The organism is Streptomyces sp. NPDC040610 (assembly GCF_055594065.1).
In genome coordinates this window covers 603071-626924 of record NZ_JBVIXA010000002.1, presented here as the reverse complement: position 1 = coordinate 626924, position 23854 = coordinate 603071, and the positions used below count along the sequence as shown (strand labels likewise).

Annotated in this window: 18 protein-coding genes; 8 read left to right on the top strand and 10 right to left on the bottom strand. The window is 72.7% G+C overall.

What is annotated here, in order from left to right; translation table 11 throughout:
- The first annotated feature begins 79 nt into the window (after positions 1-79).
- The 6 genes from ACZ6AA_RS09300 to ACZ6AA_RS09275 all read left to right on the top strand — a co-directional run bounded on the left by ACZ6AA_RS09300 (position 80) and on the right by ACZ6AA_RS09275 (position 9184).
- The gene (locus ACZ6AA_RS09300) at positions 80-1678 is read left to right on the top strand and encodes a sugar ABC transporter ATP-binding protein (protein WP_471457848.1); all 1599 of its coding nucleotides are present in this window, start codon (positions 80-82) and stop codon (positions 1676-1678) included.
- Positions 1675-2688 carry an ABC transporter permease gene (locus ACZ6AA_RS09295; RefSeq protein WP_471457149.1) on the top strand — a complete coding sequence of 338 codons (1014 nt, stop codon included), beginning with the start codon at positions 1675-1677 and terminating at the stop codon, positions 2686-2688. Before ACZ6AA_RS09300 ends, ACZ6AA_RS09295 begins: the two co-directional genes overlap by 4 nt.
- Positions 2685-3824, top strand: a complete 1140-nt coding sequence (locus ACZ6AA_RS09290) for an ABC transporter permease (protein ID WP_471457147.1) — start codon at positions 2685-2687, stop codon at positions 3822-3824. Before ACZ6AA_RS09295 ends, ACZ6AA_RS09290 begins: the two co-directional genes overlap by 4 nt.
- Entirely contained in the window at positions 3808-5055 is a 1248-nt protein-coding gene (locus ACZ6AA_RS09285) for a substrate-binding domain-containing protein (RefSeq protein ID WP_471457146.1), read from the top strand. Before ACZ6AA_RS09290 ends, ACZ6AA_RS09285 begins: the two co-directional genes overlap by 17 nt.
- On the top strand, positions 5052-5963 hold the full coding sequence (locus ACZ6AA_RS09280) for a sugar phosphate isomerase/epimerase family protein (protein WP_471457144.1): 912 nt from the start codon (positions 5052-5054) through the stop codon (positions 5961-5963). Before ACZ6AA_RS09285 ends, ACZ6AA_RS09280 begins: the two co-directional genes overlap by 4 nt.
- Positions 5964-6037: 74 nt before the next feature.
- Positions 6038-9184 carry a ThuA domain-containing protein gene (locus ACZ6AA_RS09275; RefSeq protein ID WP_471457142.1) on the top strand — a complete coding sequence of 1049 codons (3147 nt, stop codon included), beginning with the start codon at positions 6038-6040 and terminating at the stop codon, positions 9182-9184.
- A gap of 82 nt (positions 9185-9266) precedes the next feature.
- Here the strand turns inward: ACZ6AA_RS09275 and ACZ6AA_RS09270 are convergent, their stop codons facing one another.
- A complete protein-coding gene (locus ACZ6AA_RS09270; protein WP_471457140.1) occupies positions 9267-10055 on the bottom strand; it encodes a bestrophin-like domain in 789 nt (262 codons plus the stop codon).
- A 128-nt stretch (positions 10056-10183) separates the two neighbouring features.
- Positions 10184-11365, bottom strand: coding sequence for an aminoglycoside phosphotransferase family protein (locus ACZ6AA_RS09265; RefSeq protein WP_468459133.1), 1182 nt, complete (start codon positions 11363-11365; stop codon positions 10184-10186).
- A 234-nt stretch (positions 11366-11599) separates the two neighbouring features.
- Here ACZ6AA_RS09265 and ACZ6AA_RS09260 point away from each other — a divergent pair, with 234 nt between their 5' ends.
- Positions 11600-13099, top strand: coding sequence for a DNA-binding protein NsdB (locus ACZ6AA_RS09260; protein WP_468459131.1), 1500 nt, complete (start codon positions 11600-11602; stop codon positions 13097-13099).
- A gap of 112 nt (positions 13100-13211) precedes the next feature.
- Here the strand turns inward: ACZ6AA_RS09260 and ACZ6AA_RS09255 are convergent, their stop codons facing one another.
- Positions 13212-14624, bottom strand: coding sequence for a PP2C family protein-serine/threonine phosphatase (locus tag ACZ6AA_RS09255; protein WP_471457137.1), 1413 nt, complete (start codon positions 14622-14624; stop codon positions 13212-13214).
- 449 nt (positions 14625-15073) lie between these two features.
- Here ACZ6AA_RS09255 and ACZ6AA_RS09250 point away from each other — a divergent pair, with 449 nt between their 5' ends.
- Positions 15074-15508 carry an SgcJ/EcaC family oxidoreductase gene (locus ACZ6AA_RS09250; RefSeq protein ID WP_468482103.1) on the top strand — a complete coding sequence of 145 codons (435 nt, stop codon included), beginning with the start codon at positions 15074-15076 and terminating at the stop codon, positions 15506-15508.
- A gap of 110 nt (positions 15509-15618) precedes the next feature.
- Here the strand turns inward: ACZ6AA_RS09250 and ACZ6AA_RS09245 are convergent, their stop codons facing one another.
- The 7 genes from ACZ6AA_RS09245 to ACZ6AA_RS09215 all read right to left on the bottom strand — a co-directional run bounded on the left by ACZ6AA_RS09245 (position 15619) and on the right by ACZ6AA_RS09215 (position 23765).
- On the bottom strand, positions 15619-16263 hold the full coding sequence (locus ACZ6AA_RS09245; protein WP_468459125.1) for a LuxR C-terminal-related transcriptional regulator: 645 nt from the start codon (positions 16261-16263) through the stop codon (positions 15619-15621).
- A gap of 12 nt (positions 16264-16275) precedes the next feature.
- Positions 16276-17772, bottom strand: coding sequence for a sensor histidine kinase (locus tag ACZ6AA_RS09240; RefSeq protein WP_471457134.1), 1497 nt, complete (start codon positions 17770-17772; stop codon positions 16276-16278).
- Positions 17773-17789: 17 nt separating this feature from the next.
- A complete protein-coding gene (locus ACZ6AA_RS09235) occupies positions 17790-18575 on the bottom strand; it encodes an ABC transporter permease (protein WP_471457132.1) in 786 nt (261 codons plus the stop codon).
- Entirely contained in the window at positions 18575-19384 is an 810-nt protein-coding gene (locus ACZ6AA_RS09230) for an ABC transporter ATP-binding protein (RefSeq protein ID WP_471457130.1), read from the bottom strand. Before ACZ6AA_RS09230 ends, ACZ6AA_RS09235 begins: the two co-directional genes overlap by 1 nt.
- Positions 19385-19538: 154 nt before the next feature.
- Positions 19539-20474, bottom strand: a complete 936-nt coding sequence (gene hemC, locus ACZ6AA_RS09225; RefSeq protein WP_471457128.1) for a hydroxymethylbilane synthase — start codon at positions 20472-20474, stop codon at positions 19539-19541.
- Positions 20475-20627: 153 nt separating this feature from the next.
- A complete protein-coding gene (locus ACZ6AA_RS09220; protein ID WP_471457126.1) occupies positions 20628-22148 on the bottom strand; it encodes an MFS transporter in 1521 nt (506 codons plus the stop codon).
- 54 nt (positions 22149-22202) lie between these two features.
- Positions 22203-23765, bottom strand: coding sequence for an MFS transporter (locus tag ACZ6AA_RS09215; RefSeq protein WP_468459113.1), 1563 nt, complete (start codon positions 23763-23765; stop codon positions 22203-22205).
- Positions 23766-23854 lie beyond the last annotated feature (89 nt).

The following is a 23854-nucleotide window of genomic DNA, read 5'->3' as shown; positions in this document are numbered from 1 at the left end:
CCTCATCACATTGCTCTGCAGGCCGCTGCCGAAGGAGCTGAGGGTGCAGGCGATGCATGCGAAGCAGGCGACGCACACGATGTTGGCGATGCACGGCGTGTCCAAGAGCTTCCTCGGCGTGCGCGTGCTGCACGGCGTCTCGCTCGACCTCGCCGCGGGCGAGGTGCACGCCCTGGTCGGGGAGAACGGCGCGGGCAAGTCGACGCTCATGAAGGTCCTCGCGGGCGAACACGTACCGGACGAAGGCGTCATCACGCTCGACGGACGGCGCCACCACTTCAGCCATCCCGCCCAGGCGCAGGCCGCCGGGATCGGCATCATCCACCAGGAGTTCGCGCTCCTGGAGCACCGTACGGTCGCCGAGAACGTCTTCCTGGGCCGCGAGCCCACCCGTTACGGCCTCGTCGACCGCCGCGCCATGGAGGACCGCACCGCCCGGCTCCTGGCCGATCTCGGAGAGGCGGGCATCGGGCCGCGGACGTACGTGCGGGACCTGTCCGTCGCCCGGCAGCAGACCGTCGAGATCGTCAAGGCGCTCGCCTCCGACGTACGCGTCCTCGTCATGGACGAGCCGACCGCGCCGCTCGCCGACCACGAGGCGGGGCTGCTGCACGCCCTGGTGCGCCGCCTGGCCGCGCGCGGACTCGGCATCCTGTACATCTCGCACCGGCTGCGCGAGGTCTTCGAGCTGTCCCAGCGCGTCACCGTCCTCAAGGACGGCCGCCATGTGACGACGGTACGCACCGAGGACACCGACACCGACCGGATCGTACGGGCCATGGTGGGCCGGGAGCTCGGCGCCTACTACCCGCCGCGCGCCCGCCCCGAGGAGGCCGGCGGGACCCGCCTCGCCGTACGTGGCGGCGGCAACGCGCGACTGACCGGCATCGACCTGACGCTGCGCGCGGGCGAGATCACCGGCGTCGCGGGCCTCCAGGGGGCGGGCCGCACCGCCCTGGCCCGGGCCCTGTTCGGCGCCGCGCCCTTCACCACGGGGACCATGACCGTCGACGGGGCGGTGCTGCGGCCCACCTCGCCGCGGCACGCCATCCGCGCCGGTGTCGCCCTCGTCACGGAGGACCGCAAGGCGGAGGGGCTCGCCCTGCGCCAGTCCGTGCGGGACAACGCCCTGCTGGTCACCCGCGCCGTCCCCGACCACGAACGGCCCCCAGCAGCAAGGGAGTTGACCGCGCTCCTGGAGAAGGTCCGCCTCCAGGCGCGCGGCGAGCACCAGGAGACCCGCTTCCTGTCCGGCGGCAACCAGCAGAAGGTCGTCATCGCCAAGTGGCTCGCCGCCCGCCCCCGGGTGCTGCTCTTCGACGAACCGACCCGGGGCGTCGACGTCGGCGCCAAGGCCGCCATCCACACGCTGGTGCGCGACCTCGCCCGCGAAGGCCTCGCCGTCCTCATCGTCTCCTCCGAGCTGCCCGAACTGATCGGCATGAGCGACCGGATCCTCGTCATGGCCGAGGGGCGCATCGCCGGTGAACTGCCCGCCGGGGCGACGGAGGAGGCCGTGATGCGGCTCGCGACGACCACCCGGGACGGGGCCGCGACGACCGTCCCGGACAGCAGGGCCTGCGACTCCGCTGCTCCGGACGGCACCACCCCGCCCCCGTCCGCCGCGGACAGCGCTCCGCCCCCGTCCGCCCCGACCCCGCAGGAAGGAGCGGCATGACCGGCACCGCCCTCGCCCCGCAGCCCGCTCGGGCCGCCGCGAAGACCCGCGCCCCGCTCGGCCGCGGCCGCCTCGCCGACCCCGCCGTCGGCGTATGGCTCGCCGCCGCTGCCGTCACCGCGCTCGGCTGGATCGTCGTGGACGCCCGCGGCGGCGACTTCCTCACCCTCACCAACGTCGTCGGCATCCTGCAGAACAGCGTGGCCCTCGGACTCGTCGCCGTCGGCCAGACCGCGGTCATCCTCACCGGCTCCCTCGACCTGTCGGTGGCGTACCTCATCAGCCTCGGCACCCTCGTCGCCGCCACCACCATGGAGGACGGCTCCGTGGTCACCGGGATCCTCGCGGTCCTCGCGCTGTCCGCGGCCGTCGGGCTCGCCAACGGGCTGATCGTCACCGGCCTGAAGGTCAACGCGTTCATCGCGACCCTCGGCACCGCCTTCATCCTGCGCGGCTGGATCGAGGACAACTACACCGGTCCCGCGGGCAAGGTCCCCGCCTCCTTCCAGCACCTCGGCTACGACCGCATGGGACCGGTCCCCGTCTCCCTCTTCCTGCTCCTCGCCGTCACCGCGGCGCTGTGGCTGATCACCCGGCGCACCCGCTTCGGCCATCACCTGTACGCGACCGGCGGCGACGAGCACGCCGCCCGCCTGTCCGGCGTCCGCACCCGCCGCACCGTGATCGCCGCCCACGTCCTGTGCTCGCTGTGCGTGGGCGCCGCCGCCCTGTTCCTCGCCTCGCGCCTGGGCGCCGGAGCGCCGTGGGCCGGCACCGAGGCCCGCTACGACCTGGAGTCCATCGCGGCCGTCGTCCTCGGCGGCACCGTGCTCGCGGGCGGGCGCGGGGGAGTGGTCGGCACGCTCGGCGGCGTCCTCGTGCTCGCCGTCCTCGACTCCGTCTTCAACCAGCTCGGCGTCGACCCCTTCTTCAAGAACGTCGTGCGCGGCGTCGTCATCATCGCCGCCGTCGCCCTCTACGCCCGGCGCGGCGCCAGGAGGTCCGCATGAGCACCGGCACGGCCACGGACGCGGCGCGGGAGCGGACCTCGACGGCCGCCACCGCCACGTACCGGGCCCTCGCCCGCACCCTCGGCACGGGCGCCCCCGTCTACGCCCTCCTGATCGTCCTCCTCGTGGCGCTCGCCGCGACCGACCCCGGCTTCTACGAACCCGACCGCTTCCTCGCCTTCGTCAAGCGCGCCGCGCCGCTGGTGATCCTCGCCGCCGGGCAGTATCTGGTCATCGTGTGCGGCGAGTTCGACCTGTCCGTCGGCGCGATCGTCACCGCCGGGGTGGTCGCGGCCGCCGAGGTCTACGGAACGTACCCGGACGCCCCCTGGGCGCTGATGACCGCCGGACTGCTGCTCGCGGGCGCGGCGGCCGGGCTTCTGAACGGGCTGATCACCACCGTGCTCCGGGTGCCGTCGTTCATCACCACGCTCGGCATGATGCTGATCCTCGAAGGCGCCGTCTTCTACTGGACCGGCGGCTCCCCGCAGGGCCGCCTTCCGGAGGACTTCCGCCGCCTCGGCCGGGACACGGCGCTCGGCTGGCTGCCGTGGGCCGTGCTCGCCTGCGTCGTCGCGGGCGTCCTCGTGGTGCTCCTCATGCGCTCCGACTTCGGCCGTACCCTCGTCGCCACCGGGGACAGCGAACGCGCCGCCCACCTCGCCGGGGTGCGGGTGCGCCGGGTCCGCGTCCTGGCGTTCGTGCTGTCCGGCGTCGCCGCCGCCCTGGCCGCCGTGCTCGTCGGGGGCTTCTCGGGGGTGTCCGCGCAGGCGGGCCGCGGCTACGAGTTCGAGGCGATCACCGCCGTCGTGCTCGGCGGGGTCGCCCTCGGCGGCGGGCGCGGCAGCGTCGTGGCCGCGATGGCGGGCGCCTTCTCGCTGCAGGCGCTGTTCACGCTCCTCAACCTCCAAGGCGTGTCCGGGGCGTTGGAGTCCACCGTCCAGGGCGTCATCGTCATCGCCGCCGTCGGACTCGGTGCCGCCGACTTCTCCCGGCTGCGCCGCCGCCGCGACCACCCGCGGGGCAGGCCACCGGGCACCCCGCCGGGCCCACCGAAGTCCACCCCGCCCCCACCCGCACCGGCCACCCCATCGCCCACCCACCGGGAGGGACACCCCCATGACCCGCATCCGTAGCCCGCGACCTCGCCGCCGCCCCGCCACCCCCGCGGCCTCCGCCGTCCTCGCCGCCACCCTGCTCGCCGCGCTCACCGCCTGCTCCAGCGACGCCCCCGCCGACGCGCCCGCCGCGTCCGGGCAGAACGCCGAGCAGCGGAACGACAGCGGGGACAAGCCGTCCAAGTTCTTCGACCGGGCCGAGTACGACCGGCAGTTGACGCTCAGCGGGCTGACCCCGAAGGGCCCCGCCGCCAAGCCGTGGGAGCAGATGCTCCAGCCGAAGATGGCCGACACCGCCCGGTACCGGAAGAAGGGCGGGGCCGACGACGTCGACCTGTGCTTCTCCAACGCCGGGGTGTTCAACCCCTGGCGGCAGGTCGGCCTGAAGAACATGAAGGCCGAGGCCGAACTGCACGACGAGATCGACGACTTCACCGTCCTCGACGCCCAGGGCAAGGACGACAAACAGATCTCCGACATCCAGGAGCTCGCGGGCAACAAGGACTGCGACGCGCTCATCGTCTCGCCCAACACCACCGCCACCCTCACCCCCGCGGTGAAGGAGGCCTGCGGCAAGCTGCCCGTCATCGTCTTCGACCGGGGTGTGGAGACCGACTGCGCCGTCACCTTCATCAACCCCATCGGCGGCTACGGCTACGGCGCGGTCGCCGCCGACTTCCTCGTGGACGAGGTCAAGCCCAAGGGCAAGATCCTCGCGCTGCGCATCTCGCCCGGCGTCGACGTCCTGGAGACCCGTTGGTCCGCCGCGAAGCTCGCCTTCGAGAAGAGCGAACTCGACGTCGTGGACGTGAAGTTCACCGACGGCGACCCGGCGAAGACCAAGTCCGTCGTGTCCGACGCGATCGCACGGCACGGCTCGATCGACGGCGTATGGATGGACTCGGGTGCCACGGCGGTGGCCGCGGTGGAGGCCTTCGAGGACTCGGGCGTCGACGTGCCGCCGATCACCGGCGAGGACCAGCAGGACTTCCTGGAGACCTGGAAGGACAAGAAGCTCACGGCGATCGCCCCCACCTATCCCACGTTCCAGTGGCGCACCCCGGTGATCGCCGCCCTGCGGATCCTCAAGGGCGAGCGGGTGCCCAAGGAGTGGAAGCTGCCACAGCCCACCGTCACCGAGGCCAACCTCGACGACTACCTCCAGGACGGCATGCCGCCGCTGCACTACGCCATGTGCGGCTGCCAGAAGCTGCCCGGGTTCCCCGGCGACTGGGGAGGCAAGAAGTGACGCGGCCCGCGGGGGAGCCGGGCCGTGATGCCCGGCCGTCGGGTGCCGACTGGCCGGTGGGCGCGAACCCCTGGATCTGGCACTCGCCCGTCACCGCCCGGGCCCTCGCCGAGGTCCTGCCGCGCCTGGCCGCCTGGGGCTTCGACTGCGTCGAGCTGCCCCTGGAGCAGCCCGACGACTGGGATCGCGAGGCCACCGCGAAGCTCCTCGGCAGCACCGGCCTCGCCCCCGCCGCCGTCATCGCCGTCATGCCACCCGGCCGCGACCTCGTGCGCGCCGACCCGAAGACCGTGCGCACCACCCAGGACTACCTCCGCCGCTGCGTCGACGCGGCCCACGCCGTCGGCGCCCCCGTCGTCGCGGGCCCCGTCTACGCCGCCGTGGGCCGCACCTGGCGCCTGGACCCCGCCGAGCGGGGCGCCGCGTACGAGGAGTGGCGCGAGCACATCGCGCCGGTCGTCGAGCACGCGCGGCACGCCGCCGTGCGCATCGCGGTCGAACCCCTCAACCGGTACGAGACGAGCCTGCTGAACACCGTCGCGCAGACCCTCGACGCCCTCGCGGGCCTCCCCGAGGACGGCATCGGCGTCGCGCTCGACACGTACCACCAGAACATCGAGGAACGCTCCCTGCCCGCGGCCGCGCACGAGGCGGGCGACCGGGTCGTGCACGTCCAGGTGTGCGCCAACGACCGCGGTGCGCCCGGCGCCGACCACCTCGACTGGGCCGGGTTCCTCGGCGCCCTGCGCGCGATCGGCTATCAAGGCGCCCTGTGCATCGAGTCGTTCACCGCGCACAACGCCTCCATCGCGGTCGCCGCCTCCGTGTGGCGTCCGCTCGCCCCCAGCCAGGACGCGCTCGCCACCGACGGCCTGGGCTTCCTGCGCCGCGCCCTCGCCGCCCGCTGACCCCGGGCACGGCGCCCCCGCACTTCCGGCATCCGGCACCCGCACCGTTCCGTCCACACAGAGAGGACCACCTCATGGGATGTCATGCTCGTGACATCAGAGGCGTACGAAGAGCGGTCATCGCCGTTCTGACGGCACTGCTGCTGGCCGTCGGCTTCCTGCCGACCGCCGGAGCCACCGCCACCGGAGCGCGCGCCGCCGACAAGGCACCGGCCTTCCGCGCGCTGCTGTTCACCAAGGCCGTCGGCTACGTCCACGACTCCATCCCGGCCGGCATCCAGATGGTCAAGGAACAGGCCGCCGCCCACAACTTCGAGGTCGTCCAGACCGACGACTCGACCGTCTTCGACGACGCCAAACTCAAGGACTTCGACGTCATCGTCATGCTGCAGAACTCCGGCATGGTCTGGGACACCGACGCCCAGCGCGAGGCCGTGCAGAGTTACGTGCGCAGCGGCAAGGGCATCGTCGCCCTCCACAACACCCTCGACATGGGCATCGAGGACTCCTTCCCGTGGTGGGACGACACCGTCAACGGCGGCGCCCACATGCCCGCCCACTCCCCGGGCGTCCTCAAGGGCACCGCGAAGGTCGCCGACCACGTGCACCCCTCCACCAAGGGCCTCCCGCAGCGCTGGGAGCGCCCCGAGGAGTGGTACAACTTCGACAAGAGCCCGCGCGGCGACGTGCACGTCCTGGTCTCCGCCGACGAGACCACGTACAACCCCGGCGGCTCCGCGATGGGCGCCGACCACCCCATCTCCTGGTGCCGCAACGCCGAGGGCGGCAAGGTCTGGGCCACCGCCATGGGCCACGACAAGGCCTCGTACAGCGAACCCGCCTTCCGCGACCACGTGCTCGGCGGCATCCAGTGGGCGGCCGGGAACAAGCCCGGCGACTGCGGCGGCACCGTCTGGTCCGGCTACGAGAAGGTCGCGCTCGACGAGAACACCGCCGACCCGATGGAGCTGGACGTCGCCAAGGACGGCAAGGTCTTCTACGTCCAGCGCAGCGGCGAGGTGAAGATCTTCGACCCGAAGACGCACGCCACGACCACCGCGGGCAAGGTCGACACCTACACCGGCGGCGAGGACGGCCTGGTCGGCATGGAGCTGGACCCGGCGTTCGCCAAGAACCGCTGGATCTACCTCTACTACGCGCCCGCGAGCGCCAAGGACGACGTGAACCGCCTCTCGCGCTTCACGGTCAAGCAGGACAACACCCTCGACCTCGCCAGCGAGCGGAAGATCCTCGACGTCCCCGCCTACCGCGACCGCACCTTCCCCGAGCCCGGCCACACCGGCGGCGCCGTCGAGTTCGGCCCCGACCGCACCCTGTACCTGGGCGTCGGCGACGACGTCCCGCCGAACCTCGACCCGAACTGGCAGGGCTACGCGCCCCTCGACTGGCGCCCCGGCAAGCAGATGCTCGACGCCGCCCGCACCGCGGGCAACACCAACGACCTGCGCGGCAAGATCCTGCGCGTCAAGCCCAAGGACAAGGGCGGCTACGCCATCCCCCAGGGCAACCTCTTCAAGCCCGGCACGAAGAAGACCCGCCCCGAGATCTACGCCATGGGCTTCCGCAACCCCTTCCGCTTCACCGTCGACCCCAAGACCGGCGACGTGCACGTCTCCGACTACGGCCCCGACCGCGGCGCCCCCACCACCGACCGGGGACCGGAGGGCCTGGTCGAGTACAACGTCATCAAGAAGCCCGGCAACTTCGGCTGGCCCTTCTGCCACGGCGACAACCAGGCGTACGCACCCTACGACCCCGACACCCAGAAGCCCGGCCCGAAGTTCGACTGCGCGAAGCCGGTGAACCCCTCGCCCAACAACACCGGCCTGAAGGACCTGCCGCCGCTGACGCTCCCCGAGGTCTGGTACGGCTACGGCGCCTCCAAGGAGTTCCCCGAGATGGGCACCGGCGGCTCCGCCCCGATGAGCGGACCCGTCTACCGCTACGACCCCAAGAACCCCTCCAGGACGAAGTTCCCGCAGTACTTCGACGGCGCGAACTTCTTCTACGAGTGGGCGCGGAACTCCGTGAAGGAGATGCGCTTCGACGACTCGGGGAAGCTCCTGAAGATCAATGACTTCCTGAAGTCGGCGAAATTCGCCAAGCCCATGGACATGACCTTCGGACCCGACGGCTCGCTGTACGTCCTGGAGTGGGGCAGCGAGTTCGGCGGCGGCAACAACGACTCGGGCCTCTACCGGATCGACTACGCACAGGGACAGCGCATCCCGATCGCCAAGGCCAAGGCGTCCGCCACGAACGGACCCGTGCCCCTCAAGGCCGACTTCTCCAGCGAGGGCAGCAAGGACCCGGACGGCGACCCCCTCACCTACGCCTGGGACTTCGACGGCGACGGCACCTATGACTCCACCGAGGCCAACCCCTCGCACACCTACACCACCAAGGGCGACTTCAACGCCCAGCTGAAGGTCACCGACCCGTCGGGGCAGTCCGGCTACGCCAACATCCCCATCACGGCGGGCAACACGGCGCCCAAGGTGACCGTCGAGACCCCCGTCGACGGCAAGCTCATCACCTTCGGCGACAAGATCCCGTACAAGGTGAAGGTCACCGACCCCGAGGACGGCGAGATCGACTGCTCCAAGGTGTTCGTGAACCCGGCCCTCGGCCATGACGACCACGAGCACCCGACCACCGACATCCCCGGCTGCGAGGGCACCGTGGACACCGGTGACCTGGGCGGCCACCCCGAGGGCGCCGACCTCACCTACGTGCTCAACGCCAAGTACACCGACAAGGGTTCCGCGGGCACCGGCGCCCTGACCGGCTACGGCCGCTCGGTCCTGCAGCCCCGGCACAAGCAGGCCGAGTACCACGACGACCAGTCGGGGACCCGGATCGTCTCCCAGGAGGGGGCCGAGAACGGCAAGCGCATCGGCGACATCAGCGACGGCGACTGGATCGCGTTCTCGCCGATGAGCGTCGAGGGCGCGAGCAAGGTCACGTACCGGATGTCGTCCCCGTACGGCGTGGGGTCCATCGAACTGCGGGCCGACGCCCCCGACGGCAAGCTCCTCGCCACGACACCCGTGCTCAACACCGGGGGCTGGGACACCTACCAGCACACCCCGGCCGTCGACGTCGAGGCCCTGACCGGCACCCACAAGCTGTACCTGGTCTTCAAGTCACCGCAGGACAACTCCTTCGACGTGGACGCCGTCGCCTTCTCGACCGGCTGACTCACGCTCCCCGTCGACGCGTCGGCCCCTCCGGGCGGATCCGGAGGGGCCGACGCACGCCCGGCGGCCGGGCCGAGGGCGCTCACGGCCAGAACTGGGCGAGCACGCCCTCCTTGAACGGGGCGGGGGAGACGGCCAGGTCGCCCGCGTAGGGATGGTCCATGCTCAGGCACAGCAGCAGGCTCACACCGATCAGACCGGCGACCGAGATGACGAACATCAGCTGCGCGCGCAGGCTCTTGATGCCGTAGAGGAGGGTCAGCGGCAGCATGACGAGGGCGCCGCCGTAGATGAGGACGTTGAGGAGCGAGGGCAAGGACTGCTGCGAGTCGGAGAGCCGCGTCCGGCGTGCCTCCGCGACTTCGCCCAGCGTGGACACGGACTGCTCGTAGTAGACCTTCTCGGACTCGGTCCTCGGCTCGTACGTCTGGAACGTCTCGTACAGCTTCACCACCTGGGGGTTGGTCAGGCCCGGGTCGGGGCGGCCCTCGCGCATCAGCGGCCACTGCTTCTCGACGATCGCGTGGACGTACTCCCCGACGGCGACGGTCACCCTGCGCTCCTGCTCGGGCGGGAACGCGGAGGCGTCACGCAGCACCTCGGCGGTCTTGCTGGCCTCGGCGGCGACGTTCGTCTCCGCGTCGTTCAGGGCCTCCCACTCGGCCACGACGACGAAGGCGAGGATGATGCCGTAGATCGCGGCGTACATGCTGAGCACGACGCCGACCATGTCGTTGTACTTGCCCTCCGTCACCCGGGTGTGCGTGCGCCGCACCAGGAGCGCGCCGACGACGGCGACGAGGACGGCACCGCCCCCGAGCAGTCCGGCGAGCGCGAGCGTACGGAAGTTGTTCAGCAGCCAGATTCCCACAGACCCCCAACGCCCGGCGTGTGCGCCGGTTACGCTCCCCCGCGACGCGCCGCTCACGGCGCCCGCACACACGAAGACCCGCGGCGCGCTCCCTGTCCAACAGCGCACCGCGGGTCCTCATACCCCCGTCAGCGAGTGCCGACCGCCGCGCGCACGGCCCGGCGGGCCATCTGGCAGTCGTCGTGCAGCCGCCGCAGCAGCAGCCGCTGTTCCTCGCCGGACGGCGCGGCACCGGCGTGGGCCTGGCCCGATGCCGTCGGGGCCGTCTCGTGCAGCGTGCGCTGCACGGCCGTCTCGCACATCCTGATCTCCCGCGTGAGCACCAGCATCAGGTTGACCAGGAACGCGTCCCGCGCCGCGGGACCCGCCGCCTGGGCGAGCTGGCTGATGTCGCGCCGCGCCACGGGCGAGTCGCCGAGCACCGACCACAGCGTCGCCAGGTCATAGCCCGGCAGGTACCAGCCCGCGTGCTCCCAGTCCACCAGGACCGGACCCGCGGGGGAGAGCAGCACGTTCGAGAGCAGCGCGTCGCCGTGACAGAACTGCCAGGTCAGCTGGGGACCCGACGGGTGGGCGTGCGCTATCCCGTGCAGCAGCTTCTGCAGGTCGCCCATGTCGCGGTCGGTGAGCAGTCCCAGCTCGTGGCAGCGGGAGATCCGGCGGCCGTAGTCCAGCGGCCTGCCGAACATCTCCTGCGGCGGCCGCCACTGGTTCAGGCGGCACACGGCTCCCAGGGCCGCCCGGACGTCCGCACGCGGCGGCCCGTCCGCGGGATGGCGCTGCAGGGCGGCCATCCGGCCCGGCACCCGCTCGATCACCAGCGTGCAGTCGTCCGGGTCGGCCGCGATGAGCCGCGGCGCGCGCACGGGTGGACGATGCCTGACGAACGAGCGGTAAGCAGCTATTTCGTGCCGGATCCGCTCGGCCCACAGGGGCGAGTGGTCGAGCAGGCACTTGGCGACGACGGTGGCCCGGCCGGTCGTGCCGACCAGGAGCACGGTGCGCCCGCTGCGGCGCAGCACCTGCACCGGCTGGAACTCCGGACAGATGCGGTGCACCGAGGCGATCGCGGTGCGCAGTTGTGCTCCCTGGGGCCCGGACAGGTCGAGTCTCCCGCTGAGCGGTCCGGCGCCGGGTGCGGGTACCCGCCGTCGGCCGGTGCCGAGCGGCGCGGCCGCGGTGCGCGCCGGGGCCAGATAGGGGCCGCCGCCGGTCAGCGGGACCTCCGCCGCGCGGGCCGGGCCGCGGGAGGAGGGGTGCGGGCGCAGCGGCCGAGGCGGGGCGGACACGGAGGACGATGCTGCGTACATGGGCGATACAGATCCCTTCGTGTGCCGGCGAGTTGCGGCGCCCTCCCGCCCCGGCCGCTGTGGGTGCACCCTGGGGAGTGCCGTGAGGCGGCCGGGTCGGGGTGGCGCATTCCTACCTGACACCCGTGAGCCCGTGGCACACCATGTGGCGCACCCTGGCGAACCCTGGCGAATAGTCGCTCAGCAACTGACAGGCGGTTACTGTCAATTCAGCCGAGAACCTGGGGGCTTGACGTGAACGGACAACCCAACACCCGCCTGTCGGACCTCTTCGGCCTGGCGGGCTGGTCCAAGGGCGAACTCGCCAGAATGGTGAACCGGCAGGCGGCCGCGATGGGTCATCCGCAGCTGGCCACCGACACCTCGCGGGTGCGGCGCTGGATCGACATGGGAGAGATCCCGCGCGATCCGGTGCCCAGGGTCCTGGCTGTTCTGTTCACTGAGCGTCTCGGCCGTGTCGTGACCATCGAGGACCTCGGTCTGGTCCGGCACGGGCGCGCAGGAAAACAGCGCGGCGACGGGGGCGTGGAGCACCCGGACGGCGTGCCGTGGGCGCCCGAGCGAACCGCCGCGGTCCTCACCGAATTCACGGGAATGGACCTCATGCTCAACCGACGCGGCTTGGTGGGCGCGGGTGCCGCGCTCGCCGCCGGCTCCGCACTCAGCAGCGCCATGCACGACTGGCTGCACACCGATCCGACCCTGAAGGCCGACGCCCCCCGCACCGACGACCCCCTGCACGCCGACCCCGCCGGATTCGACCGCTACGAGGCCGCCCCCATCGGGTCCCAGGAGATCGAGGCGCTGGAGCGCTCGGTCGAGGTGTTCCGCGCCTGGGACGCGTCCCGGGGCGGCGGCCTGCAGCGCAAGGCCGTGGTGGGGCAGCTGAACGAGGTGGGCGGCATGCTCGCCTACCGCCACCCCGACCATCTCCAGCGGCGCCTGTGGGGCGTCGCCGCCAACCTCGCCGTCCTCGCGGGCTGGATGTCCCACGACGTCGGCCTCGAACCCACCGCCCAGAAGTACTTCGTGATCGCCGCGCACGCGGCCCGTGAGGGCGGCGACCGGCCACGCGCGGGCGAGGCCCTGTCCCGCGCCGCGCGCCAGATGGTGCATCTGGGCAAGCCCGACGAGGCGCTCGACCTGATGAAGCTCGCCAAGTCCGGCTCGGGCGAGCAGACCCTGCCGCGCACCCAGGCCATGCTGCACACCATCGAGGCCTGGGCCCAGGCGTCCATGGGCAAGGGCCAGGCGATGCGCCGCACGCTCGGCCGGGCGGAGGACCTGTTCGTCTCCGACAAGGGCGATGTGCCGCCGCCCAGCTGGATGCAGATGTTCGACGAGGCGGACCTGCACGGCATGCAGGCCCTGGCGTACCGCACCCTCGCCGAGCACGAACCGGCCGCGGCGCAGCTCGCCCAGCGCCACGCCAAGGAGGCCATCGAGCTGCGCACCAAGGGCCGCGACCGCTCGACGATCTTCGACTACATCTCGCTTGCGTCGGCCTGCTTCATCGCCGACGACCCCGAGCAGGCCGACCGGTACGCGCGCCTGGCGCTGGTGTCGATGGGCGCCAATTCCTCGCACCGCACCTGGGACCGGCTGCGCGAGATGTACCGGCTCACCGGTCAGTACGCGGGCTATCCGAAGATCGAGGACCTGCGTGCGGAGATCAAGCAGGCACTGCCGAGGGCGGCGGGGCGGCCGGGGGGAGGCAAGTGGATCCGGACTTAGGACACGGCCGGTGCGGGGCCGGTGGTTACGGCGGTGACGAAGTCGTGGCTAGGTCTTCGTCTTCGGCCGCTTACCCGGCCCGCGCTCCGAACTCGGCCACGAGCAAGCGGGCCTAGGCCTCGACCTTGGCCACCAGCAGGCAGGCGTCGTCCTCGCGCGGGGCCACGCCGAACTCCTCGACAGCGACGCGCACACAGTCCTGCGCCGTCTTCGCCTCGGCGAAGCGGGGTGCCAGGGCGAGCAGTCGCTGGGTCGCGGCCTCTCGGGAACGCCGCGGCACCAGGCCGTCGGTGTGCAGCAACAGCAGGTCGCCGGGGCGCAGTCGCTCCTCGGCCTGTTCGTAGGCGGCACCCGACGTCGCACCGAGGAGCACGCCGTCCGGTGGTGTGAGCGCGTGCCCCGTCCCACCGCGGAACAGCAGTGGGGCGGGGTGTCCCGCCTGTGCCCAGGTGAGGGTGTGCTCCTTGGCGTCGTACAGACAGCAGACGGCGCTGCCGAGCGCGGGCTGCACGGACGCGTCGAGTAACTGGTTCAGCCAGCCCATGAGGCGGCCCGGGTCGGTGCCGGCGACGGCCATGCCGCGCAGGGCGCCGAGGAGCATCGCCATGCCGGAGGTGACCGTGACGCCGTGGCCGGTGAGGTCGCCGACGCTCAGGAGCGTGCGGCCGTCGGCCAGTTCGAGGGCGTCGTACCAGTCGCCGCCGATCAGGGCGGTCGACGAGGAGGGGAGGTAGTGGGCGGCGAGGTCCAGGTTCGCGGAGCCGCCGTGCGGGAAGCGCAGGGAGCCGCGCCAGGGCGGCAGCACGGCCTCCTGGAGTTCGACCGCGAGGCGGTGCTCGGTCTGTGCGATGTGCCGCTGGTGCTGCAGCGAGTCCCGGGTCTCGCGCACCACGCGCTGGCTGCGGCGCAGTTCGCTGACGTCCCGGAGGACCGCCCACATGGAGGCGGTGGAGCCGTCGGGGGCGAGCACGGGCTCGCCCATCATGTGCACCTGGCGGACGACGCCGTCGGGGCGGACGACGCGGAACTCGCCGTCGATCGGCTTGCCGTCGACGAGGCAGTCCGTGACCATCGCCGTCAGCATCGGCTGGTCGTCGGGGTGGACCAGGGAGGGCAGCTCGTCGAGGGAGAGCGGCGGCGCGGACGGGTCCCGGCCGAGGATCTGGAACAGCTCGCCGGACCAGGTGGCCTCGTCGGTGAGGAGGTTCCACTCGGCGCTGCCGACCCGGCTGAGCAGGGAGCCGTGCTGCGGCTCCGGCCGCGCGGGCCCCGTCTCCGGGGTGTGGGTGCGCGGCGGGCCGTCCCGCAGCTGGGCCAAGTGGCCGTGCAGGTCGTTGAGTTGATGGACCGCCAGTTCGCACAGGGCGCGCTGCCAGCGGCCCGCGGGGTCGCTGTGGTCGGCCACGGCTTCGCGGCGCACGGCGTCGACCTCGCCCCGCAGTCGGCGCGTCTGCGAGATGAGCGCGTCGACCGCGCCGTGCTCCTGCGGCCGGTCGGGGCGGTCCGCGAACACATGGGACGGCATGGGGTGCTCCGTTGACGATGCGGTGCGACCGGGGTTGCTGTGGGGATCGCCGGTCATGGCTCCTCGACCGGTAGCGGTGTGGCGTTCGTACTGGCCTTCGTGCGTCGGGTACGTGAGTTACGCGCGTGATGGGGGTGACGTGCGTGCCGACTTCCGTACTGACTTCAGTGACAACTCTTCGACCGGTAACGACTCTGGCACAGCGCGCCCACGCTCGTAAGGGATTTGGCAACACCCGATGCGGTGGTGCTTCTGACATATGCCGCTGTCCTCGCGATGACAGCACCTGACATGGCGGGCCGGTTGCCCGGCCTGGGGGCGTGATCGACCCCCGTTGACCTCAAGTCCGCTTGAGGTTGTTGAGTTGCTTCTGGCGGCGAACACGTCGCCCCGGAGGGATCCGGTGACAAGCATCCGGTCTGCGGACCGGGTGACGAAAGGGCGCGGTCATGACGAACGAGATCCTGGTGGTGGGGGCCATTCCGGCGCAGACCCAGGCGGCGGTGACGGCAGTGGTGAAGGATCTGGAGAAGGCCTTCAACGCCCATGACCCCATCGCCCTGAGCGAGCAGTTCGCCGAGGAGGCCTCCTGGACCAACGCCGTGGGCACGCGCCTCGACGGCCGCGCGGCCATCGCCGAGTTCAGCGGACCCGCGATGAAGGGCTTCCTGCGCGACTCCTACGCCCGCTACGACGTCGTCAAGCTGCTCGCGATAGCACCCGAGGTGATCGGAGTGAACGTGCGGCAGACCCCCACGGACAGCTCCGGGAACCCCGTCGAGGGCCCCCACGGCGTGACGACCTACGTGATCGCGCGGCAGCAGGACGGCTGGAAGATCGTGGTCGGCCAGAACGCCGCCGTGAACGCCCCGCCCGCTGCCTGAGCCGGACGTCCGCCCGCGGATCGGGACACACACGGGGGTGGTGTCTGGACCCGCGGGCGGGCTCGCGCGGCGGTCGCGGCGCGGGGCGCTCCGCACGCCGGGGCGCTCCGTCAGTCGCGCAGGTAACGCAGCACCGCGAGCACCCGCCGGTTGGCGTCCTGCGACGCGGGCAGGCCCAACTTGTCGAAGACCGCGGCCACATGCTTCTCGACCGTCCCGGCCGAGACCACGAGGGCCTGGGCGATGGCGGCGTTCGAGCGGCCCTCCGCCATCAGGGAGAGGACCTGCCGCTCGCGCGCGGTGAGCGGCGTCAGCTCGGCCGCGCGTCGGCTGGCGCCCGCGAGCTGGGTGACGACCTCCGGGTCGAGTGCGGTGCCGCCGGCGGCGACCCGGGCCAGCGCGTCGGTGAACTCGGCGATGTTGGCGACCCGGTCCTTGAGCAGATAGCCGACGCCCGCCGATCCGGCCGCGAGCAGCCGCGTGGCGTACTTCGTCTCGACGTACTGGGAGAACAGGAGCACGCCCGTGCCCGGGTGGTCGCGCCGGATGTCGATGGCGGCGCGCAGGCCCTCGTCGGTGTGCGAGGGCGGCATCCGGATGTCGACGACCGTGACGTCCGGGCGGTGCTCGGCGACGGCGGCCCGCAGCGCGTCCGCGTCGCCGACGGCCGCGCACACCTCATGGCCGCGCTCCACGAGCATCTGGCCCAGCAATTCCCGCAGGACGGCGGCATCCTCAGCGATCACGACGCGCATGTCGGCATGCTCTCACGCGTGCGGCGGCAGCTCGACGACGACCGTCGTCGGCCCGCCCTGGGGGCTGTGGACGTGCAGGCTCCCGTCGACCGTGCGCACGCGCTGCGTCAGCCCGACGAGCCCGCTGCCCGCGCCGACGGCGGCACCCCCGCGCCCGTCGTCGGTCACGCTCAGCCGCAGCACGCCGCCGGTGTCGGCGCCGCCCCCGCCGTCCTCGGCCGCGCCCTGGGTCGCCGTGATCACCACCTGGGACGCGCCGCTGTGCTTGATGACGTTCGTGAGGAGCTCGGCCGCGCAGAAGTACGCGATGGTCTCGATGGCGGGGGTCGGGCGCAGGGGGATGTCCGTGGTCAGGTCGACGGGCACGGTGCTGCGGGCGGCGAGGGTGGCGAGGGCGTCGGGCAGGCCGTCGTCGAGGACCGGCGGGTGGATGCCCCGGGCAAGGTCGCGCAGTTCGGTGAGGGCCTCGGTGGCGTTGCGGTGCGCGCCGTCGACGAGTTGGCGTACGCGGTCGAGGTCGATGGGCGGGCGTGCGGGGCCGTCGGCCGGGCTCGCCGTGGTCTGGTCTTCCTGGGCCCCTTGGTTCTGGGCTCCCTGACCCGGCGCGCCCCGGCCCCCGCCGTCCGGCTCACCGAGGCGTTCCTTGATCATGTCCAGGCTGATGGCCACCGCCACCAGCCGCACCTGCGCGCCGTCGTGCAGATCGCGCTCGACCCGGCGAAGCAGCGCCACCGAGTCGTCCACCGCCAGGGCCCGGGTCTCCTCCAGGTCCCGGACGCGGGCCGCCAGGCGGCTCGGCCCGAGCAGGGCGCGCAGCAGCCGCCGGTCGGCCTCCACGACGAGCCGCGTCGTCCAGGGCGCGAGCAGCAGCAGCGCGAGGCCGAGCGGGAGCGCCACGAACGTACCGGCGAAGGTGTGCACGTCGAAGCCGCCGACCGGAACAGGCGTCAGCACGGGCATGCCGCCCCCGTCGCCGGGCGCCGCCTGCTGCCCGAACACGCCCCACCGCAGCGGCGCCGTGAGGTTGATCAGGCCGGTGACCCAGAACAGCACCGCGTACATGCCGAGCGCGCCCACCGGCAGCTTCACCAGGACGTACCAGACGGCCCGCCAGCTCGCCGCGTCCCGCAGCCGCGCGTCGAGGCGGCCGAACACCCCGGAGCCGGGCTCCGGCGCCACGGGACCCGGCACGCGCTCGCCGAGCAGCCCCGACGCGAGGCCCCGGCTCAGCCCGCCGAGCCCCCGCGCCAGCCACAGGCATCCCACAAGCACCAGCACGCCGAGCACCGCGCCCACCAGAGACACCGTCAGACCCGCGCCCAGGGCGAGGAACACGAGCAGCACGACACCGCCCGCCAGGCCCAGCGGGAACGCGATCAGGCAGTACGCCGCCTCGGCCCAGGCGCGGCGGGTGAGCGGGGCGCGCAGGATCGTGGCGACGCGCGCCGGGAGCGCGCCGGGTGCGGGGCGCGGGGTGGGGCGCGGGGTGGGCCGGGGAGAGTCGTGCATGGTGATCATTTTCCCTGTCAGGCGTCGCGGTGGGCCAGCAGCCTGGCGCCCGCGCCGAGGGTGAGGGCCACGTACAGGCACAGCACGGCGAAGCCGGTCCAGGGCGCGAGCATGTCGGCGACGGGTTTGGCGACGGCCAGGGAATTCCCGACGATCATGGTCGGGAAGAACTTCGCGACGGTCGGGCCCGAGAGGCCGCCGATGACCGCGGGCAGCACGAAGGTGACGCCGACGAGCGCGGCGACGGCGCTCGCCGTGTGCCGGGTCAGGGCGCCGATGCCGACGCCGAGGAGCCCGACGAGGCTCAGGTAGGCGCCGGCGAGCAGCACCGCCCGCAGGACGCCCGGGTCGCCGATGCCGGGGCGCGGCACGCCGTCGGCCAGGGCCGCGCGGCCCGCGAAGAACGTCACGAGGGCGACCGCCTCGCCCACGGCCAGCGTGACGGTGCCGTACACGGCCGCCTTGGCCGCCAGCATCGTGCGCCGGTCGGGGACCGCGGCGAGCGTGGAGCGGATGGAGCCGCAGGAGTACTCCCCGGTGACGACGAGGACCCCGAGCACGCCGACCACCAACTGGCCGAGCGCGACGCCCGCGAGGACGTTGTTCGTCGGGTCGAACACGGCGGCCTTGGCGGCCGACGGCGCCTTGGTGTTGGCCATCGTGACGACACCGATGGCGACCATGCCCGCGACGGTGAGCAGCAGCGCCCACGTCGTGGAGCGCAGGCTGCGGAGCTTGATCCACTCCATGCGGGCGGCCCGCGCGAAGGGGGCGGAGCGCGCGGTGGGCAGGAGGGCGGTCATCAGGGGTTCCTCTCCGGCGCGATGGCGGACGCGGGCGCCGTGCCGGGGGCAGGACCCGCGGCGGACGCGCCCTCGGGGCGGGCGGTGCGGTGGGCGGTGCCCTGGTACGCGGACGCGGCTTCCGTCAGGGCGAAGAACGCCTCCTCCAGCGACCGCCCCCGCCCGGTCAGCTCCCGCACGGACGTGTCCGCGAGCAGCCGCCCCTGCCCGATCACCACCAAGTGGTCCGCGGTGAGCGCCATCTCGCCGATGAGGTGGCTGGACAGGAGCACCGTGCGGCCCTCCGCGGCCAGCGACCGCATCAGCTCCCGGATCCAGCGCACGCCCTCGGGGTCGAGCCCGTTCACCGGCTCGTCGAACAGCAGCACCCCGGGGTCCCCGAGCAACGCGGCCGCGATCCCGAGCCGCTGCGCCATGCCGAGCGAGTACGTCCCGGCGCGCCGCCCGGAGACGTCGCTCAGGCCGACGGTGGCGAGGACCTCGTCGATCCGGGCGGCCGGGATGTCCCCCGCGGCGGCGAGGGCGGACAGATGGGCCCGCGCGCTGCGCCCCGGGTGGAACGTACGCGCTTCGAGGAGCGCGCCCACCTCGCGCAGCGGCCGCCGCAGCTCACCGTAGGGACGGCCCGCGATCAGCGCCTGCCCGGCGTCGGGACGGTCGAGGCCCATGATCATGCGCATGGTGGTCGACTTGCCCGAGCCGTTCGGGCCGAGGAAGCCCGTCACGGCTCCGGGTGTCACGTCGAAACTCAGCGCGTCGACGGCGGTGTTCGGCCCGTACCGCTTGGTCAGGCCCTTGACCTCGATCATCACCACTCCTGCCGCGAACCTGGCGTTGTCATGTCGCTCACGCTAGGTCTGGGACAGGCACCGCCGTAACGCGGCTTTCCTCCGACTGAGCTGGGGGTTTTCCCCCAGGGCCGCCGTCACTTCGCGGCCGGTGGGGCGTCGGTGCGGACCGCCGTCAGTGGGCGATCGAGTCGATCAGCTCGCGCGCACCCTGGCGCAGCAGCGTGACCGCCACGGACGTGCCGAGGGTCGCCGGGTCGAGCGGCCCGGCCCACTCGTGGGCGTTGAGGACCGTCTTGCCGTCGGGCGTGAACACCCGGGCACGCAGGGACAGGTCGCCGCTCGGCTCGCTGCGGGCGTACCCGGCGATCGGCGAGTTGCAGTGCCCCTGGAGCACGTGCAGGAACATCCGCTCGGCGGTGGCCTCACGCCAGGCGTCGCGGTCACCGAGGCCGCTCACCGCGTCGATCGTCGTCGTGTCGTCCTCGCGGCACTGCAGGGCGAGGATCCCGGCGCCGATGGGCGGGCACATCGTCTCGACGGAAAGCACCTCGGAGATGTGCTCCGTCGCGCCGATGCGCTCCAGGCCGGACACCGCGAGCAGCAGCGCGTCGGCGTCCCCGGCGGCGAGCTTCGCCAGACGGCGGCCCGCGTTGCCGCGCATCGGTACGCAGTTCAGGTGCGGGTGGGACGCGGAGAGCTGCGCGATGCGGCGCACCGAGGACGTGCCGATGCGGGTGCCCGGGGGCAGCTCGTCGAGGGTCAGGCCCTCGGGGTGGATGAGCGCGTCCCGGATGTCGTCGCGCCGGAGGAACGCCGCGAACGTCGTGCCCGCGGGCAGCGGCCGGTCCGCCGGTACGTCCTTCACGCAGTGCACCGCGAGGTCCGCCTCACCGGCGAGCAGCGCCGCGTCGACCTCCTTGGTGAACGCGCCCTTCCCGCCGAGCTTGGCCAGATCGCCCATCCACCGGTCCCCGGAGGTGGTCACGGGCAGGACCTCGGTGCGGATGCCCGGGTGGAGGGCGGCGAGTTCGGTGCGCACCCGCTCGACCTGGGCGAGGGCCATGGGGGAGGAGCGGGAGACGATGCGGATCAGCTCGGGAGCGGACATGGCGTACACCATAGGCCCTGAGCGGCGGCTGCCCCGCATCGGAGCCTGCGCCAACTGGGTTACTCCACCGAGCTGTTGATGTGTCCGGCGGGCGGCTGGGATACTCCGCCGGGCACGCGCCGCCCCGGCCGTCGGCCGCCGCGTCCGCCGTGGTCAGGCCCGGCCGCACTCGCCCGGCTCCAGCGGGGGCGACGTCACCGACATGTTGGCCGTGCAGTGCGGGGTGTTGCCCTCGTCCTCGTGCCAGTCCGCGGGGCGCGGCCGGATGAACGCGAAGGCCGCGGCGGCCGCGAGCACGAACAGACCGGCGCAGCCCCAGGCCGCCTTCCCGAACGCGGAGTCGAGGGCGTCCGGGTCGGTGTACGCCGTGCCCGTCAGGCCGACCGCGAGCGGCAGCGCGGCGACCACCAGGAGCTGGGCGATGCGGGCCGCCGTGTTGTTGACCCCGCTGGCGAGCCCGGCGCGGCCCGCGTCCACCGACGCGAGGACCGTCGCCGTGAGCGGGGCCACGAACACACTCATGCCGAGGCCGAGCACGACCACGGCGGGCAGCACGTCGGCGGCGTAGGAGGCTCCGGGGCCGATCCGCAGCATCAGCAGGACGCCCGCGGCGGCGATCAGCGGGCCCGCGCACAGCGGCAGGCGCGGGCCGAGCCGCCGGGCCAGGTCGCCCGCGGGGGCCGAGAGGAGCAGCATCAGGACGGTGATGGGCAGCGTCGCCGTACCGGCCTGGAGGGCGTCGTAGCCGAGCGTCGTCTGCAACTGCACGGGCAGCATGAACAGGATGCCGCCGATGGCCGCGTACAGGCACAGCGTCATGACGTTGGCCGCGGCGAACAGGCCGGAGCGGAAGAGTTCCAGGGGCAGCATCGGGTCCCGCCGCCGGTGTTCGACCAGCAGGAACGCCGCGCCCGCCGCGAGCCCCACGAGCCCCGGCAGCACCCCCGCCACGAACGACGAGTCGCCGGACGCGCCGATCAGCGCGAAGCTCACGCCCGCGAGGAACAGCGCCGCGAGCACCGCGCCCGGCACGTCGAAGCGCTGCCCCGCGGCGTTGTCGTCGCGGCTCTCCGGCACGTGCCGCACCGCGAAGAGCACCAGCCCGGCCAGCGGCACATTGATGAGGAAGATCCACCGCCAGCCGGGACCGTCGATCAGCCAGCCGCCGAGGAAAGGACCGATCGCCCCCGCGACCCCGCCGAGCCCCGACCACGCGCCCACCGCCCTGGCCTGGTCCCGGGGCCGGAAGGAGGAGCGCACCAGGGCGAGGGAGCCCGGTGTGAGCAGTGCGCCGCCCACGCCCTGGAGGGCGCGCGCCGCGATGAGGGTGCCCGCGTCCTGCGCGAGTCCGCACAGCGCGGACGCCAGCGCGAACCACACCACGCCGATGACGAGCGTGCGCCGTCGCCCGATCCGGTCGCCGAGCGCCCCGCCGAGGAGCAGCAGCGCGGACAGCGTCAGCATGTAGGCGTTGATCACCCACTGGAGCGCGGAGATCGACGCGTCGAGGTCACGGCCGAGGGTGGGCAGGGCGACGTTCACCACCGTGCCGTCCAGCATCGCCATGCCGGAGGCGAGGACCGCGCTGGTCAGCACCCATCGGCCGCGCGTCGACGCGAGGGCGACTCCGCCGTCGCCGCTGGGAGCGTGTTCGCCGCCGGGGGACGCCGTCATGGACCCACCGCCCTCCTGGCCGTCGTGCGCGGGCTCCGTGCCGGGACGCGCGGCCTACATGTGCACGGCGCCTTCGCCGAGGTGGCTGTCGGCGGGCCGACCCTTGCGGTACAGCACGAACGTAACGAGGAAGCCGACGGCGAAGAAGAGAGCCGACCACCAGTACGCCGTCTCGTAGCTCTGCACCTGGGCCTGGGCCTGCACCTCGGGCGTCGGCCGTTTGCCGACGAGGTAGTTGGTGGCGGCGCTCGTGGCGAGGGTGTTCAGGAGCGCCGTGCCGATGGAACCGCCCACCTGCTGGGTGGTGTTGACCATCGCGGAGGCCACACCCGCGTCGTGCGCGGCGACGCCCGACGTGGCCATGCTCATCGCCGGGGCGAAGATGAGGCCGAGCCCGAGCCCGAAGACGAGCAGCGGCGGCAGCACGTGCAGGGTGTAGCCGCTCGTGGTGTCGAGCGCCGTCAGCCACACCATCCCGCCCGCCGAGAGCGCCATGCCGAGCGGCACGACCGGTTTCGCGCCGAAGCGCGGGACGAGGACGTTGGTGGTGAGCACGGAGATCACGACCATCACCACGACCATCGGGATGAAGGCGAGCCCCGTCTTGATGGGGGTGTAGTCGAGGATCTGCTGCATGTAGTACGTCAGGAACAGGAACACGCCGAACATGCCCGCGCCGGAGATGAACATCGCCAGGAACGACGCGCCCCGGTCCCGGTCGAGGACCACCCGCAGCGGAAGCAGCGGATGCGCGGCCCGCGTCTGCCACCAGGCGAAGGCCGTCACGAGTACGACGCCGATGACGAGGAACCCCCACGTCAGCGGGTCGCCCCAGTCATGGGTCTCGGCGTTGGAGAAGCCGTAGACGATGCAGAAGAGGCCCGCCGACACCAACAGCGTGCCCGGCACGTCGAGTTTGGGCCGGTCCTCCGGCGCCCCCGGGTGCAGCAGGCGGGCGCCGCCGATCATCGCGGCCGCGGCGAAGGCGAGGTTCACGTACAGGCACCAGCGCCAGTCCAGATACTCCGTGAGCACGCCGCCGAGCAGCAGTCCGACCGCGGCGCCCGAGCCCGCCACGGCGCCGTAGATGCCGAACGCCTTCGCGCGCTCGCGCGGGTCCGTGAACGTGGTGCTGAGCAGGGAGAGCGCGGCGGGTGCGAGGAGCGCGCCGAACAGGCCCTGCAGCGCGCGGGCGATCACCAGCATCCCGAAGCTGGTCGCGGCGCCGCCGAGCGCGGACGCCAGCGCGAACCCGGCGAGCCCCGCCAGGAAGACCGCCTTGCGGCCCACCAGGTCCGCGATGCGCCCGCCGAGCAGCAGCAGGCTGCCGAACGCGAGCGCGTACGCGGTGACGACCCACTGCCGGTTGCCGTCGGTGAAGCCCAGGTCCTGCTGCGCGGACGGCAGCGCGATGTTCACGATCGTCGCGTCCAGGACCACCATGAGCTGCGCGGTGGCGATGACCGCGAGGATCAGCCAGCGGTGCTCGTGCTTGCCGCCGGTGTGGTGGGCGGCCGGTGGCGGGGGAGGGGCGTCGGCGGCTGGCGCCGGCTGGGACAGCGGCTGCGGAATGCCTTCCGGTATGCCCTCGGGGCCGGAGCCGGGCGAGCGGTCCATCGTGACCTCCAGACCCCCCGAGCCAAGAGACACCCCTGTCACACGCTAAGCGCCCGGCCCAGGCCCCGCGACCTGGGCGATCACGGCCC